13 protein-coding genes are annotated in these 14,132 nt (G+C 66.1%); 9 read left to right on the top strand and 4 right to left on the bottom strand.

Annotated features, from left to right (window positions below; translation table 11 throughout):
* Positions 1-3: 3 nt before the first annotated feature.
* Together Q1M07_RS11080 and Q1M07_RS11075 are read left to right on the top strand one after the other, a co-directional pair.
* Complete coding sequence (locus Q1M07_RS11080; RefSeq protein WP_300453920.1) at positions 4-966, top strand: alpha/beta hydrolase; 963 nt, start codon at positions 4-6, stop codon at positions 964-966.
* Between the two features lie 13 nt (positions 967-979).
* Positions 980-1,678: an aspartate/glutamate racemase family protein gene (locus Q1M07_RS11075; protein ID WP_300453919.1), complete on the top strand. Its 699-nt coding sequence runs from the start codon at positions 980-982 to the stop codon at positions 1,676-1,678.
* Between the two features lie 63 nt (positions 1,679-1,741).
* Here the strand turns inward: Q1M07_RS11075 and Q1M07_RS11070 are convergent, their stop codons facing one another.
* The 4 genes from Q1M07_RS11070 to Q1M07_RS11055 all read right to left on the bottom strand — a co-directional run bounded on the left by Q1M07_RS11070 (position 1,742) and on the right by Q1M07_RS11055 (position 5,282).
* Entirely contained in the window at positions 1,742-2,224 is a 483-nt protein-coding gene (locus tag Q1M07_RS11070) for a hypothetical protein (protein WP_300453918.1), read from the bottom strand.
* A 121-nt stretch (positions 2,225-2,345) separates the two neighbouring features.
* Entirely contained in the window at positions 2,346-3,152 is an 807-nt protein-coding gene (locus Q1M07_RS11065) for a M48 family metallopeptidase (RefSeq protein WP_300453917.1), read from the bottom strand.
* Positions 3,153-3,367: 215 nt separating this feature from the next.
* The gene (locus Q1M07_RS11060) at positions 3,368-3,958 is read right to left on the bottom strand and encodes a YiiX/YebB-like N1pC/P60 family cysteine hydrolase (protein ID WP_300453916.1); all 591 of its coding nucleotides are present in this window, start codon (positions 3,956-3,958) and stop codon (positions 3,368-3,370) included.
* A gap of 49 nt (positions 3,959-4,007) precedes the next feature.
* Positions 4,008-5,282 (bottom strand): TIR domain-containing protein, encoded by a 1,275-nt coding sequence (locus Q1M07_RS11055; RefSeq protein ID WP_300453915.1) that lies wholly within the window; start codon positions 5,280-5,282, stop codon positions 4,008-4,010.
* 266 nt (positions 5,283-5,548) lie between these two features.
* Between Q1M07_RS11055 and Q1M07_RS11050 the strand changes: the two genes are divergently transcribed.
* The 7 genes from Q1M07_RS11050 to Q1M07_RS11020 all read left to right on the top strand — a co-directional run bounded on the left by Q1M07_RS11050 (position 5,549) and on the right by Q1M07_RS11020 (position 13,999).
* Positions 5,549-7,381 carry a copper resistance system multicopper oxidase gene (locus tag Q1M07_RS11050; RefSeq protein ID WP_300453913.1) on the top strand — a complete coding sequence of 611 codons (1,833 nt, stop codon included), beginning with the start codon at positions 5,549-5,551 and terminating at the stop codon, positions 7,379-7,381.
* A gap of 25 nt (positions 7,382-7,406) precedes the next feature.
* Entirely contained in the window at positions 7,407-8,381 is a 975-nt protein-coding gene (locus Q1M07_RS11045; RefSeq protein ID WP_300453912.1) for a copper resistance protein B, read from the top strand.
* Between the two features lie 40 nt (positions 8,382-8,421).
* On the top strand, positions 8,422-8,907 hold the full coding sequence (locus Q1M07_RS11040) for a DUF411 domain-containing protein (protein ID WP_300453911.1): 486 nt from the start codon (positions 8,422-8,424) through the stop codon (positions 8,905-8,907).
* Positions 8,908-9,386: 479 nt separating this feature from the next.
* A complete protein-coding gene (locus Q1M07_RS11035; RefSeq protein ID WP_300453949.1) occupies positions 9,387-11,705 on the top strand; it encodes a heavy metal translocating P-type ATPase in 2,319 nt (772 codons plus the stop codon).
* A 116-nt stretch (positions 11,706-11,821) separates the two neighbouring features.
* The gene (gene copC, locus Q1M07_RS11030; RefSeq protein ID WP_300453910.1) at positions 11,822-12,208 is read left to right on the top strand and encodes a copper homeostasis periplasmic binding protein CopC; all 387 of its coding nucleotides are present in this window, start codon (positions 11,822-11,824) and stop codon (positions 12,206-12,208) included.
* A gap of 4 nt (positions 12,209-12,212) precedes the next feature.
* A complete protein-coding gene (gene copD, locus Q1M07_RS11025) occupies positions 12,213-13,139 on the top strand; it encodes a copper homeostasis membrane protein CopD (RefSeq protein ID WP_300453909.1) in 927 nt (308 codons plus the stop codon).
* Positions 13,140-13,558: 419 nt separating this feature from the next.
* Positions 13,559-13,999, top strand: a complete 441-nt coding sequence (locus Q1M07_RS11020) for an Rrf2 family transcriptional regulator (RefSeq protein ID WP_300453948.1) — start codon at positions 13,559-13,561, stop codon at positions 13,997-13,999.
* The last annotated feature ends 133 nt before the right edge of the window (positions 14,000-14,132 follow it).

The raw sequence follows: 14,132 nt of genomic DNA, 5'->3' as shown, positions 1-14,132 counted from the left end.
ATCATGCAAACACTCTCACCCTCGCGCTGCGAGCGCGTTGCGATCAACGGCCTGGCCTACAACGTCCGCCACTGGGGAGCGGCCGACGCACCGCTGCTCGTGATGCTCCACGGCTGGATGGATTCGTCGGCCAGCTTCCAGTTCACCGTCGATGCGCTGCAGCACGCGTGGCACGTGGTGGCGCCGGACTGGCGCGGCTACGGGCAGAGCGAGTGGCTGAACCGCCGCTACTGGTTCGCCGACTATTACGCCGACCTCGACGCGTTGCTCGAGCGCTATAGTCCTCACGCCGCGGCGCGCATCGTCGGCCACAGCATGGGCGGCGCGGTGGCCAGCCTGTATGGCGGCGCCCGGCCCGAACGCCTGGCCGGCCTGCTGATGGTCGACTTCATCGGCCTGCTGCCCAACGAAGCGCACGAAGCTCCCGGCCGCATCCGCGAGTGGCTGGACAACACGCGCAAGACGCCGAAGCTGCGGACCTACGGCAGCCGCGAACAGCTTGCCGAGCGGCTGCAGCAAGCCAATTCCCGACTGCCCGCCGAGCGTGCCGCCTTTCTGGCACAGCACTGCGCGGTCGAAACGCCGGACGGTCGCTGGGTCATCGCCTGCGACCCCTGGCACCGGGTTCCTTCGCCGCATCTCTACCGGATCGAGGAAGTCATGGCCTGTTGGCGCGCGCTGACGGCACCCGTCCGGCTGGTGACGGCCGACCATGGCTACGTGACGCAACGCTTCGCCGACAAGCCCGACGAACTGCAACGCCGGATGGCCTGCTTTGCCAAGGGCAGCCTCATTCACATCGAAGACTGCGGGCACAATGTGCAACACGACCGGCCCGAGAAGCTGGCCGAGTTGATCGAGTCGTTTTTCGACTACCCGCCGTCAGGCTCCGTCAAGCCCACGAGCGGGAACAGCGCGGTGCCCGGCCGTTCGTCTCACGACGCGGGCCGAAGCAAAGACGCCTGAACGAGTACGGCGCATGAAAACCATCGGACTGCTCGGCGGCATGAGCTGGGAATCGACCGTTCCCTACTATCGCCGGATCAACGAACGGGTACGGCAACGCCTCGGCGGCCTGCACTCGGCCCGCCTCCTCCTGTACAGCGTCGACTTCGCCGAAATCGAACGCTTGCAGCGCGAGGCTCGCTGGTGCGAGGCCGGAACGCTGCTCGCCGTCGCCGCACGTTCGCTCGAAGCGGCGGGGGCCGACCTGCTGCTGCTTTGCACGAACACCATGCACAAGGTGGCTCCGGCCATCGAAGCCGCGGTGTCGATTCCGCTGCTGCACATCGCCGATCCGACCGCGGCGCGCATCCGTCAGCTTGGGCTGCGCACCGTCGGCCTGTTGGGAACACGCTTCACGATGGAGCAGGATTTCTATCGTGCGCGCCTGGAAAGCGTGCACGGCCTGCGGGTCGTCATTCCCGAATTCGACGACCGCGAGCAGGTGCACCGCGTGATTTACGAGGAACTTTGTCTCGGCGTCGTGGCGGAAGATTCGCGCCGTGCCTATCGGGCGGTCATCGGCCGGCTGGCGCAGCGCGGCGCGCAGGGGATCATTCTCGGCTGCACCGAAATCGCCCTGCTGATCTCGCCCGCCGACACGCCCATCCCCCTCTTCGACACCACGCTCATCCATGCCGACAGTGCCGTGGACCTCGCGCTGAGCGGGGCATGACGCCAACTCCGGCGCCGTACTCCATCCTCGGCACCGCCCACAGGCAAGCGGCGCCGCGTCGGATCAATTGCCGATATGCATCCGATAGTTGGCGCCGTTGGCAAAAGAACATGTCCCGGCTCCCTGGAAGGGGGTGTTCATCAGGTACTCGCAAGACATGTACATGCCGCCGGAGCCGAAGGCGCTGGCCACTCCGCGCTTGTCTTCATTGGAAACGCGAGTCGCTTCGCCGCTAAGCACCTCGCCCAGGTAATTGAGCACGAAACGCCCCTTGCCGGTCATCAGATTGGTCACCGTGCCGCTCACTACGCCGGTTTGCGTCGCTTGCTCGTTCGCTGGATACAGTCGAACGCTCAGCGTTGCCGATGGTGAGCCACCGGCCGCTGGCGGAATCGGCGTGCCTGGGGGCGGCAAGGGATGGTAACTGTATTGAACGGTACCGTCGGCTGTCCTTTCGGGCACCACGTAGCAAGCGGATACGGCGGTTGCCGCCAGCGTCAGGATGACGATGCGTCGCCAATCCGGCAGGAAAGTCTTCTTCAACATGCTTGTCTCCTCTGTTCGCAAGGTTCAGACCGCATCGGCGGCTGACGTTCCCATTGTAGGGCAAGCGTCCGCCAGTCCAGTCATGTCGGAAGATCGGCCATGCCCTACGTCCGGCGCGAGCTCAAAACTTGCGCTGCTGATAGACGGGCAGGTATTTCTCCGCCAGGACACGCATGGCCTCGATACGACTCTGCGGACTGGGATGGGTACTCAGCAATTCCATAGAGCCCGCACCGCTGACTCTCCGCATCTTCTCCCACAAAGTGACCGCCGCGCGGGGGTCATAGCCGGCCTGAGCCGCGAGGCGGATGCCCACGCTGTCGGCTTCGCTTTCCGCCTCGCGGCTATTGGGCAACTGCAGTGCGACGGTGGCCGCGGTATCGGCCAAGCCGGCGACGCCCTGCAGGTTGTAGCCGGCCATCGCTCCCGCGAGCACGCCGAGTTGCAGCCCGGTTTTCTGCATCTGCACGCGAGACATCTTTTCCGCCTGATGCGACAGCAGGGCGTGCGAGATCTCGTGCGCCATGACCTGGGCCAGTTCGTCGTCCGTCGGCTGGATCGTGCTCAACAAACCGGTGTAGACGGCCATTTTCCCGCCCGCCATGCACCACGCGTTGACTTCCTTGGAGCGGATCACGTGGACCTCCCAGCGCCAGCTCCTCGTCTCGGGCCGAAGCTGAACCGCTTGCGGAACGAGTCGTTCGGTGATGCGGCGAACCCGCGCAATGGTCTGCGGATTGGTTTCCAAAGCGCCCTGCACTTGCGCCTGGCTGACCAACTGACTGTAGGCCCGGGTCGATTCTCTCGCGGCTTCCGCGTCGCTCACGACGCTGGCCTGCGAACGGCCGGTGATGGGATTGGTCGCGCAGCCGGAACAGGCGAGGACGATGCCGCACACGCCGGTCAGCAGGTGAAAGGTCGTTTTCATAGATTGTGCAAGCTCCTTGGTCCAAAGAGAGCGACGCGATCCCGCGCGGCGCCGATCGATCAACCACTCCACCCGGCTCGCGTCACCTGCTGCACGGGAAGTCCTCGCGCTTCAGGCGCCGCCACTTCCTAGCGCCGGCCGCGGGTTCGCGTACTTTGCCAAGATTCGCCGGCCATAGTCAAACACGCGCCGGCGCTTCGACGCGCGGCGCGCCGTCACATGATCCGGAACTGCATCAGCACGCGCTCGTCTTTCCAGATGTCGTCCGGGCTGATCGAGTCGCGGTGGAACTTGAAGCCGATCTGGGCCTTGCGAAACGCCTCGTAGACCAGTTCCGAGCAGATGTACTTGCGATTGCGGTTCTTGCCGCCACGCCGGAAGAGAATGCGCATCGCGATACGCAGGATCTCCCGGTTGTCGTAGGGCCGGGTCAGTTCGTCCATGCCGAAACTGATCGCCTGCTTGAGCTGCTCCTCGGCCGGCTGCGGCGTCAGCCGGCCGATGACGATGCGCCCCTTGTAGGGCTTGTTGCGGCCGTGGTAGTTGGAGAGATACTTGGACAGGGGCGCGAGGCGAACGCCGATCCCGGTCTCGCTCTCGAGAACGAAGATTCGCTGCAGACTGTCGTCGCGATAGATGATGCCGATGTGGCTCCAGACGGACTTCGTGAACCACTGGATGGTGCGCGAGAAGAAATAGGTGCCCGAGCAGAAGACGAGGTCGCCGGTCCGCAGCTGCTCGCGCACCTGCTGGTAGTCGAGCACGGGAAGTCTGGCGATGGCTTTGACACCAAGGGGATCGGCCATGTGTGCCTCCGGTCAAGGGATAATGGATCGCGCGGGCGCCGACGGCGCGCTAGCTCGTCTTCGTTCCGTAGACGTAGATCTCGAACAGTCCGGTGTGCATCCCGAGTTGTTCGAAACCAAGCGTCTGCAGCCCGCGACGGACCGCGTCGGCGATTTCGTAGGGCAGATCGGGATCGAGGTCGTGCCCGCCCGGCCGCAGCAGGCCGTTGAGCAGTCGCCCCTGGTCGACATAGACGTAAGGTATCGAGATCACCGCGCGGCCACCGTCATCGAGGACGCGGCAGGCCGCGAAAAGCGCTTCGCCGATATCGAAGAAGCTCGACTGATAGGTACGCAGCGACAGATAGAGGTCGAAGGCATGGCTGGCCACGCCTTGCAGCTCTTCGGCCTCGGCCTGGTGCGTCTCGAGCCTGACGATTTCCTGCGCTGCGCTGGCGAGTGCCTTGGCCGACAGGTCGACCCCGACCAACTGTTTGAAGTCCTTGTAAAAGTACGGCTTCTCGAGGCCGTTGCCGAGGCCCACGTTGATCGCCCGGCAACGGGCAAGGTCGCGCAGGCCGAGATGCCGCAAGAGCGCGTTCAGTTCGGACTCCCACTCCTCGAAGGCGCGATAGCGCTCGTCTTCCTTCTGGCTGCGCTGCGCGTACTTTTTCTCGTAGGCCGCGGCGCGGCCGGCGCTCACCTGACGCGCCACCTCTTCGGGCGGCAAATCCGGGTACTGAAGCTGGCAGCGGCGGATGATCGTCCTGATCGTCGCGCCGACGCCGAGCGGCAGTGACGCCAGATCGATGCCCGTCTGGCGCAGCACGTCGGCCATGATGTCGCGCACGCTCTGGCGAACGTACGGCGAGGCGGCGGACAGCTTCTGCACGCCGGAGCGTCCCGGCGCCTGTCCGCGAATGCCGGCGACGAGCCGCGAAAAGGCGACCGGATCGTCGATGCCGGAACTGAAATCGACCCAGGTGAAGCGCAGCAGGAAAGTCGGCAGCTTGTCCTTCGCCTCCTGGTCGGCGCCCGGCAGGAGGACCGGAATGACGCGAAAGGCGTGCTCCTGCACCCGCCGGCTCAGCGCCGCCCGCATTTCCTCGTTTTCCCAGGAGCTGACGCCACTCGGTCCGACGAAGACGGCCACGCAGCGGCTCCGGTTGAGTGCCTGCTCGAGGCTCTCCTGCCAGGGCTCCCCCGGGATCAGGTGCCAGCGGTCGAGGAACGGGCTGAGCCGCGCCTCCTCGACGAGCTTCTCGGCGAGGCGTTCGACCATCGGCTTGTCCGGCGAACGATGGGAGAGGAAGACGTCGTACTCTGCTGCCACATTAGCTGCCATTTGACTGCCCCCGACGATGCGCCGGCCGCGTCAGTCTCGCCGGCAAGCAATTATCCACCGATTTCGGCGCCGCAGAGGCAGGCGGCCTGGAGGCGATTCCCTGGTCGCCGCTGGTCACCAAGATGACTCGGCGGTTACGTGAATGTAATCGTCGAGTCATGCGTCCGAAAGTGGTCGCCCGCTAGCATGAAGTCATTACGTCGAACCGTGCCTCGCGGAACCAGGCGGGCGGCGACCTTCAGCTTATTCAGGAAAGACTTGAGGCCATGCCGAGCCGTTCGCCCATTCTTGTTGCCCCATCGCTCGACTTGTCTCGCCGGCGTTTTGTTCAAGGCCTGGCCGCCGGCGGCGTCCTGGCCGGCCTATCGACGCCGGCCTCGAGGGCGTTCGCCCAGCAGGCCCCGACGGCCAATGAAAGCCCTCCGGTTCTGCGAGGCAATGAATTCGATCTGCTGATCGCCGAGTCACCGGTGAACTTCACGGGTCAACCCGGAATGGCGATCACGATCAACGGTTCGCTGCCGGCGCCGACCTTGCGCTGGCGCGAGGGAGAGACCGTCACCCTCCGCGTCACCAACCACTTGCGCGAGACCGCCTCCATCCACTGGCACGGCATCCTCTTGCCGTTTCAGATGGACGGCGTTCCGGGCATCAGCTTCAACGGCATCGCGCCCGGCGAAACGTTCGTCTACCGCTTCAAGTTGCAGCAAAGTGGCACCTACTGGTACCACTCCCACTCCGGCTTCCATGAACTCAAGGGCATGTACGGCGCGATCGTCGTCGATCCCGCCGGGCCCGAGACCATTCGGGCCGATCGCGAGCACGTGCTGCTGTTCTCGGACTGGACTGACGAAGATCCGATGCGTGTTTTCGCCAAACTCAAGGCGCAGAGCGATTACTACAACTACCACCAGCCCACGGTGATCGATTTCTTTCGCGATGCCGCGCGAGACGGCCTGGTCGCCGCGATCGACAAGCGCCAGATGTGGAACGAGATGCGGATGAATCCGACGGATCTGGCCGATCTGTCGTCGGCAACGCTGACCTATCTCGCCAACGGCGTCACTCCGGCTGGCAACTGGACGGCATTGTTCCGCCCCGGGGAGCGGGTACGGCTGCGCATGATCAACGGCGCGGGCAACACTTTCTACGACGTGCGCATTCCCGGCCTGAAGCTTGCCGTGGTGCATGTCGACGGCGTGGATACGGAGCCCGTGACCGTCGATGAGTTTCGCTTCGGCCCCGGCGAAACCGTCGATGTCATCGTCGAGCCGCGCGACGATGCCTATGCGATCTTCGCGCAGTCGATGGAGCGGACGGGATACGCACGCGCCACGCTGGCGGTGCGCGAAGGTCTGTCGCCGGCCGTGCCGGCACTCGACCCGGTCGAGTGGCTGGACATGAGCGACATGATGGGCAGCATGAGCCATGGCGCGGCGAACCAGGGCAGCGCGATGGCGGGCATGAGCGGCATGGGCGGGATGGACCATGGGTCGATGGGCCGTCCGAAACACGGCGGCATGGCGCTGGATCACCGCCAGCACGCCGCGGCGGCAGGCGGACTGGCCGTCCCCAGCACCATCGCGCGCCATGCGCGCACGGAGTACGGGGCGAGTACGGACATGCGGGTCGACATGGCACGCACCAACCTCGACGACCCTGGCGTCGGCCTGCGCAACAACAGACGGCGCGTGCTGACGCTGGCCGACCTGCACACGCCATCGGGTCCGATCGACTCGCGCGGCCCCGGCCGGGAAGTCGAACTGCACCTGACGGGCAACATGGAACGTTACTCCTGGTCGCTGGACGGACTGGAATTCGGCCAATCCACACCGGTGCATTTTCGTCATGGCGAGCGTCTGCGGGTCATCCTGCACAACGACACCATGATGACTCATCCCATGCACCTGCATGGCCTGTGGAGCGAGATGGAAAGCCCGGACGGGCGTTTCCTCGCCCGCCGCCATACCTTGCCGGTGCAGCCCGCGCAACGCATCAGCTTTCTCGTGACGGCCGACGCGCTCGGACGCTGGGCCTGGCACTGTCATCTACTGTTCCACATGGACGCCGGCATGTTCCGCGAAGTCGTGGTGTCGTGAATTCAGCGCAAATGGAAGATCGAAAATGTTCGCAGCACTCACCGCCCGAGCACTGAGCACCGCCCTCCTGGCGCTGGCGAGCCTTGCCGCGCAGGCGCAGAACGACCATGCGGCGCATGCTCAGACCGACCCCCGGCCGGCGGCCCCGGCCGCCGCGCCGAAGACCGATGCCGCCGATGCCCAGGCGGCGCCGGCCGCCTCGGCAAGCGACGCGGCGGCACCACCGGCGATGGATCACGGCGACATGCGGATGCCGGGCGGGCCGCCACCGGCCGATGCGCGCGACCCCCATGCCTACGCCAACGGCCAGCAACTGGGCGCTGGCGATTACGCCGTGCCCGGCGTTCCTCGCCTGACTTTGGCCGACGAACATTTTTTCGCCTCGCTGCGCGCGGAAACCTTCGAACGCCGCTTTACGCGTAACGGCGACGACTCCACGGCGTACGACCTGCAGGGCTGGGTCGGCACCACGTTTGACCGTGCCGTCGTCAAGGCCGAGGGCGACATCGGGCGAGGGAAACTCGAAGACGCGCGCACGGAGTTGCTCTGGGGGCACGCCATCGCGCCGTATTGGGACACGCAGTTGGGAGTTCGCCTGGACAGCGGCGAAGGCCCGGGCCGCCAGTGGCTGGCCTTCGGCGTGCAGGGCCTGGCGCCCTACTGGTTCGAAGTGGAGGCCACGGCCTATGTCGGCAGCGCCGGCCGGAGCGCCCTGCTCCTGAAGGCAAGCTACGAACTGTTGCTCACCCAGCGCCTGATTCTGGAGCCCCGTACCGAACTGCAGTTCTTCGGCAAGGACGACCCGGAGCGGGGCATCGGCCGCGGCCTCGCCGAAGCGTCCGTCGGTCTGCGCCTGCGCTACGAGTTCAGTCGCCAGTTCGCCCCTTACATCGGCGTAGAACGGGCGGGCAGCTTCGGAGAAACCGCGCGCCAGCTACGCGCCGAAGGCGACCGCACACAGCAGACGCGCTGGCTGGCCGGCCTGCGATTCTGGTTCTAGTCATTCCTGCAAGCATCGATTCTGATCATAAAGGTATCCAATGAAACACTATCAACACTGGCCGCCAGCCAAATCGTCCAGGTTCTCCACGTTGATCGCCGGTCTGCTGATGATGTCGCTCGGCGGACCCGGCATGGCGCAAACCAGTCCGGCCGCGAAAGTGTGGAAGGACCCCAACTGCGGATGCTGCGCCGACTGGATCGCTCATTTGAAGAGCGCCGGTTTTGCCGTGCAGGTCTTCGACACCGGCAATACCGCCGCCCGGGATCGTCTGGGCATGCCGCGCCAGGTTGGTTCTTGTCATACGGCGCAGATCGGCGGCTACGCCATCGAAGGCCACGTTCCCGCCGCGGACATCCGGCGCCTGCTCAGCGAAGCCCCGCGTGCCGTCGGCCTGGCGGCGCCGGGCATGCCGGTCGGGTCGCCGGGCATGGATGGCCCGGCGTACGGCGGGCGTCGGGATGCTTACGACGTTCTGCTGATCGGTACCGACGGCAGCCGCACGGTCTATCAGTCGCACCGCTGACCGGCGACGACGCCCACCCCATTCCGCAGCCACGCCATGCGCCACGTACACGGGCCGACCGCCGACTCCCGACCGCCCTTCTGGCGTTCGCGCCACGCCCGGCTGACGCGGGCGATGTTCCCGCTCCTGCGGGTAAGGCATGGCCGGCTGGCGTCGGCGGAGGAAGCCGCCATGCATGCGCGGTTCGGCGAAGCATTCGAACGCTACGCGCGTGTGACACCGCGCCTCCTCCCCCGCCTGCGCCAAGCCCGTTCCCTCGGAGCGTCGTCACTGATCCACGACAAAGATCGGAAGTCACCATGAACCCATCCAGCAAGCCTTCCGGGAATGTCCCGGCGAACCGCGAGCCGCCAAGCCGGTCCGCGAGCCCCGGCGCACATGCCCATCACCACCCGGCGGCCGACCGAGCAAGCAACGACGATGCCGGGGTTTCCGCCGGGCCATCGTCCGCTGCGGCGCCGAAGGACCCGGTCTGCGGCATGGCGGTCACCGCGCCGTCGCCGCACCGCTCCACGTATCAGGGGCACACCTACGACTTTTGCCGCGCAAGCTGCAAGCGCAAGTTCGACGCGGAACCGGCGCGCTATGGCGGCGGCGCGTCCGGCATGGAAAAAAACGCAACGCCGGTGCCCGGCGACGGACCGCCCAGTCCATCCCAACAGCCGGCGGCCGCCGCGCCCGGGACGATCTACACCTGCCCGATGCACCCCGAGATCCGCCAGGACCATCCCGGCACCTGCCCCAAGTGCGGCATGGCGCTGGAGCCGCTGCTGCCCGACCTCGATGACGACAACCCGGAACTGCGCGACTTTTCGCGGCGCTTCTGGTGGACGCTGCCGCTGACGCTCATCGTGCTGGCCCTGGCCATGCTGGGCGATCGCCTGCAGCTGATGGACATGGCCACGCAGAGCTGGGTCGAACTGGTGCTCTCGCTGCCGATCGTGCTCTGGGCCGGCTGGCCGTTTTTCTCGCGCGGCTGGCTGTCGGTGCTCAATCGGCACCCGAACATGTGGACACTGATCGGTCTGGGAACGGGCGCGGCCTTTGTCTATAGCGTGGTGGCGACCGTCGCGCCGCAGGTGTTTCCCGCCTCCTTCCTGTCCATGGGCCGCGTCGGCGTGTATTTCGAGGCGGCGGCGGTGATCATTTCGCTTACCTTGCTGGGCCAGGTGCTGGAGCTCAAGGCCCGTGCGCAGACCTCGGCCGCGATCAAGTCGCTGCTCGGTCTGGCGCCCAAGACGGCGCGCCGAATCCGTGCCGACGGCGGCGAGGAGGACGTGCCGCTGAGCAACGTCCATGTCGGCGACCTGCTGCGCATCCGGCCCGGCGAGAAGGTGCCCGTCGATGGCGTGGTCGTCGAGGGCGACAGTGCGGTGGACGAAGCCATGCTCACCGGCGAACCGCTCCCGGTAAGCAAGCGCGAAGGCGACAAGGTCATCGGCGCGACGCTCAACACCAGCGGTGCGCTGGTCATGCGGTCGGAACGGGTCGGCTCGGCCACCGTCCTGTCGCAGATCGTCCAGATGGTCGCCCAGGCCCAGCGCTCCAAGGCGCCCATGCAGCGCCTAGCGGATGTGGTGGCGGGCTATTTCGTGATGGCGGTCGTCGCCATCGCCGTCGCGACCCTGTTCGTGTGGGGCTTCTTCGGGCCGCAGCCGTCCTGGGTCTACGGACTGATCAACGCCGTCGCCGTGCTGATCATCGCCTGCCCGTGCGCGCTCGGCCTGGCGACGCCGATGTCGATCATGGTCGCGACCGGCCGCGGCGCCACGCAGGGCGTTCTGTTTCGCGATGCGGCGGCCATCGAGAATCTGCGCCAGGTCGATACGCTGGTCATCGACAAGACGGGGACCTTGACCGAAGGGCGGCCGGTTTTCGACCGTACGGTGGCAACCACCGGCGGCACGGCCGACGAGGTTTTGCGCCTGGCCGCCAGCCTGAACCAGGGCAGCGAACACCCGCTGGCCGAGGCCATCGTGCGGGCGGCGCGTGCCCAGGGTCTGGCGCTCGTCAAGCCGGAGACGTTCACATCGGAAACCGGCATCGGCGTGCGCGGCACGGTCGATGGCCGGCAATTGGCACTGGGCAATACGACGCTGATGGAACAGTCCGGAGTGTCGGTCGAGGCGCTGGTGCCACAGGCCGAAGCGCTGCGCAGCCAGGGCGCCAGCGTCATGTACCTGGCGGTGGACGGCCGGCTCGCCGGATTGCTCGCCGTGTCCGATCCGCTCAAGGAAAGCACGGGCGAGGCCTTGGCCGCCCTGCAGGCGGCCGGTCTGCGGGTGATCATGGCCACCGGCGACGGCCGGACGACCGCCCAGGCGGTCGGCGCGCGACTGGGGATCGACGAGGTGCATGGCGAAATCACGCCGGCCGACAAGCTCAGGCTCGTCGAGCGCTTGCAACAGGAGGGTCGGGTCGTCGCCATGGCCGGTGACGGCATCAACGACGCCCCGGCCCTTGCCCGGGCGGACGTCGGCATCGCCATGGGAACGGGAACCGACGTGGCGATGAACAGCGCCCAGGTCACCCTGGTCAAGGGCGATCTGCGCGGCCTAGCCGTCGCGCGCGCGCTCTCCGTCGACACGGTGCGCAACATGCGGCAGAACCTGGCATTCGCCTTTCTCTACAATGCACTGGGTATCCCGATCGCGGCGGGCGTTTTCTATCCGGTCACGGGCTGGCTGCTGTCTCCCCTGATCGCCGCGCTGGCGATGAGCCTGAGTTCGGCATCGGTAGTCGGCAACGCTCTTCGACTCCGCGGCAAGCGCCTGCAGGAGGGGCCGTTTTCAAGCTAGAAGAGTTTGCTGTCGCAAGGCATGGCGTCCGTTCCGCTCTGTATCCTCGACGAAACAGAAGGCTGGCGCGGGCACTGTTCTTCATATCATGATCACACACTTCGCGAGGAATCCTCATGTCCCGTTCACACCTCGTCGGCAAACTCATCGCGCCGCTCGCCGCCAGCCTGTTCGCCAGCCTGGCTTTCGCGCATCCCTCGCTGGTCTCGTCGATACCCGCCGACAAATCGCAAGTCGCCGCGCCGGCGGTCATCGAGCTGAAGTTTTCCGAAAAGCTCATGCTGCCGTTCTCTGCCGCGAGTCTAATCATGACGGGCATGCCGGGGATGCCGAATCATGGCGCGATGAAGGTCAGTGCCAGCGTGGCGGGCGCCAGCGACGGCAAGAGCCTGGTCGTTACGCCGGCGCAGGCGCTGGCGCCCGGCTTCTACCGCGTGGAATACCGTGTCGTCTCGTCGGATACGCATCCGGTCAGCGGCAGCATGACTTTCCAGGTGAAATGAGCCGATGGCCGACGACGGGCTGACGATCGCACTGCGCCTGGCGCTCTATCTGGACCTGGCGGCGTCGTTTGGTGTCGCCATCTTCGCCGTCCATGCCTTGGGCCGCGATGAGCGAGGCTCGATGATCGCGCGACGCTACCGGCTATTCGTCGGCGCGTCCGCCGCCATCGGCAGCGGGCTGTCGCTGGCGGGAATGGCGGTCCTGGCCAAGACGATGTCCGGCGCGCAAAGCTATGGCGAGCTGTCGATCCACGTCTTCGAGATGATCATCACGGGCACGCCCATGGGACTTGCCTGGTCTATTCGCCTCCTGGCGCTGATGATTTGCGTGCTGCTTTCGGCGTCGAAGCTGAATCCGACCTCCCGCTTCGTCTGGCTGGCGATATCGAGCGGCGTGGCGCTGGCGACGCTCGCCTGGGCCGGGCACGGGGCAATGAGTGACGGCGTGCGCGGATACCTCCAACTCGCTTCGCACGTCGCTCACTTGTGGGCCGCCGGCGCCTGGGTCGGCGCCTTGCTCGCCTTCCTGATGCTGGCGCTCGGCAAGCCGGACGAGGCCGACGGTTCGCTCGAGATGCTCAGCCGAACAGCGAACGGCTTCGCCCGAGCCGGTACGCTGATCGTGGTCACGCTGGCCGCCAGTGGCCTCATCAACTATTGGCTGATCGCCGGGCCATCGCTCGAGCCGCTGTTCACGACGCTCCATGGCCGTCTGCTGCTCGGGAAACTGGCTTTGTTCGGAGGCATGCTCGGCTTGGCGGCGGCGAACCGATTCCGGCTGGGCCCGAGCCTGGAGGCTTCTCTGGCCACGGGGCATCGTGCTCTGGCCGCGGCAAATCTGCGGCGCAGCTTGTACGCGGAGGCGACGCTGGCCGTCCTCGTGCTGGCCAGCGTCGCCTGGCTTGGCACCCTTGCTCCCAAGCTTCCCTGAACGGCCGGCCGGTCCTCGATTAGCCGCCTCCGAGGCGAGACGGCGGCCGCATCAGCGCTCTTCGGATGGCGCGCGGCGAGGCTCGCGACGCTCTGCGGAAGCTTCCCGATGCCTCGGGGAAGTATCCTGAGGCTTCAGGGAAGCTGCCTGAGGCGTCAGGGAAGCTGCCTGAGGCGTCAGGGAGGCATCCTGACGCTTCAGGGAAGCATCCTGATGCCTCAGGGAAGCATCCTGACGCGTCAGGGAAGGTCCCTGACGCCTATGTGAAGTTCCCTGACGCGTCAGGGAAGCTTCCTGAGCGTTCAGGAAAGCCCGCTGTCGCTTCTTCGTCGAGCAGTTTGCGGCCTGGCGGCCTGGCCGCTGGCCAGGGTGGCGACGCCTGTGTACGATATGTCGGCCTGCCACCGTCCTTCGTCGCCATGTACATCACCCAGCACACCGACTACGCGCTCCGCGCGCTGATCTATCTCGGCACCAGCCGGGACCGCCTGGTGACCATTCAGGAGATTGCCGAGCGTTTTGGCGTCTCGCGCAATCACCTGATGAAAGTCGTCAATGCGCTGATTCGCGCGGGCTTCGTCGAGGGGCTGCGCGGCAAGGGCGGCGGCCTGCGGCTGGCGAGGTCGCCAGGCGAGATCGTCGTTGGCGCCGTGGTGCGACAGATGGAGCCGAGCATGCATCTCGTCGAATGCTTCGGTTCGGGCTGCCAGTGCCTCCTCGATCCCGACTGCAAGCTCAAGGTCGCGCTCACCAGGGCGCTGGCCGCCTTCCTCGAGGTCCTCGACGAGATGACGCTGGCCGATCTCGTCGGCCAGCACGAGCGCCGCGTCCTCAAGTTCTTTCCTCTCGTCGCCACCTGATTCACTGCGACCCGAGCGCCCGGGCGGCAAGCGAGCGCCAAAAAAGATTCATATTTGTTGCATCTTTTAAAAGAGTCAAATAATATGCATCTTATTCAAACCATCGCGCTCACCCGGCCCTCCCGGCCTCCGT

It is taken from the genome of Accumulibacter sp., from assembly GCF_029255285.1.
Lineage (GTDB): Bacteria > Pseudomonadota > Gammaproteobacteria > Burkholderiales > Rhodocyclaceae > Accumulibacter.
Note: the sequence above shows the minus strand (reverse complement) of the source record. Positions and strands in the feature narration are given on the sequence as shown.

Bases quoted from the DNA above. Each gene is read 5' to 3' on its own strand.
- Q1M07_RS11080 (WP_300453920.1), top strand. From the start codon at position 4: ATGCAAACACTCTCACCCTCGCGCTGCGAGCGCGTTGCGATCAACGGC.
- Q1M07_RS11075 (WP_300453919.1), top strand. From the start codon at position 980: ATGAAAACCATCGGACTGCTCGGCGGCATGAGCTGGGAATCGACCGTT.
- Q1M07_RS11070 (WP_300453918.1), bottom strand. From the start codon at position 2,224: ATGTTGAAGAAGACTTTCCTGCCGGATTGGCGACGCATCGTCATCCTG.
- Q1M07_RS11065 (WP_300453917.1), bottom strand. From the start codon at position 3,152: ATGAAAACGACCTTTCACCTGCTGACCGGCGTGTGCGGCATCGTCCTC.
- Q1M07_RS11060 (WP_300453916.1), bottom strand. From the start codon at position 3,958: ATGGCCGATCCCCTTGGTGTCAAAGCCATCGCCAGACTTCCCGTGCTC.
- Q1M07_RS11055 (WP_300453915.1), bottom strand. From the start codon at position 5,282: ATGGCAGCTAATGTGGCAGCAGAGTACGACGTCTTCCTCTCCCATCGT.
- Q1M07_RS11050 (WP_300453913.1), top strand. From the start codon at position 5,549: ATGCCGAGCCGTTCGCCCATTCTTGTTGCCCCATCGCTCGACTTGTCT.
- Q1M07_RS11045 (WP_300453912.1), top strand. From the start codon at position 7,407: ATGTTCGCAGCACTCACCGCCCGAGCACTGAGCACCGCCCTCCTGGCG.
- Q1M07_RS11040 (WP_300453911.1), top strand. From the start codon at position 8,422: ATGAAACACTATCAACACTGGCCGCCAGCCAAATCGTCCAGGTTCTCC.
- Q1M07_RS11035 (WP_300453949.1), top strand. From the start codon at position 9,387: ATGGCGGTCACCGCGCCGTCGCCGCACCGCTCCACGTATCAGGGGCAC.
- copC (WP_300453910.1), top strand. From the start codon at position 11,822: ATGTCCCGTTCACACCTCGTCGGCAAACTCATCGCGCCGCTCGCCGCC.
- copD (WP_300453909.1), top strand. From the start codon at position 12,213: ATGGCCGACGACGGGCTGACGATCGCACTGCGCCTGGCGCTCTATCTG.
- Q1M07_RS11020 (WP_300453948.1), top strand. From the start codon at position 13,559: ATGTACATCACCCAGCACACCGACTACGCGCTCCGCGCGCTGATCTAT.